1 protein-coding gene is annotated in these 737 nt (G+C 44.1%); it reads left to right on the forward strand.

Annotated elements, in window-relative coordinates:
* Positions 1-356 (forward strand): hypothetical protein (locus tag KDH83_RS30995; RefSeq protein WP_212322924.1); only part of this gene is annotated, 356 nt, incomplete at its 5' end.
* Positions 357-737 lie beyond the last annotated feature (381 nt).

A 737-nucleotide genomic window follows, 5' to 3' on the forward strand; every position in this document is an offset into this window, starting at 1 on the left:
GTAGTGCTTTCATTGAAAATATAAGATCTATCTCGCGACGCGCTGAGGACGTGTATGGAGAAACAGTCGGCTATTGGCAACCTGATGAGCCCCCAATTACGGCTTTGTTTGCTGCATTTGGACAATGGATCGAGGAAGATTTCGACAATATTGAGATGGATGCTAGGCGTCGAATTTTTCTGCTGATAGAACAAGCGATGACGGAAGGGGATGAGCTAGTTGCCACCGCTGTAGCAACAGGTCTGATTGAGGCGCTAACTGGCAAAATTGGAAGCGATTTGTATAAATGGAAGAAGGTATCTTCCTGTTTTGGGCCGTACTCTTTGAGTCATGCCCGCGCATGGTCGGGGATGTGACAAGGATGTGATAGGAATTGTTCTGCCGCTTGAGTGGTGAGACAAGCTTCGCGTTTCATAAGGAAAAATATTGAGAAGGGTTGTGCATGTGGATGTGTTGCCTATTCACGTGAAAGAAATGGAAGTTTGTAAAAGGGATGGGGATTTTTCAATGATGAGCATTGATAAGGATGCTATTTTGAATTCGCCAAAAAGTTACGGAAGTGATTTTTTAGCGAGCGGCGATGATTCTCCTTAGGGCGGGCTGGGTTGCGTAGAAGAATAGAAAACTCTGCGCGGATTTTTGCGGGGTTGAAATTTTATCGAGTGGATCTATGAAATTGAAAATACTTTTCCCAAAAAATATGATCACGGATAGTTTGATCAGGCAAGAGAGGATTC

Origin of the sequence: Achromobacter sp. Marseille-Q0513, assembly GCF_018195695.1 — a bacterium.
Lineage (GTDB): Bacteria > Pseudomonadota > Gammaproteobacteria > Burkholderiales > Burkholderiaceae_B > Achromobacter.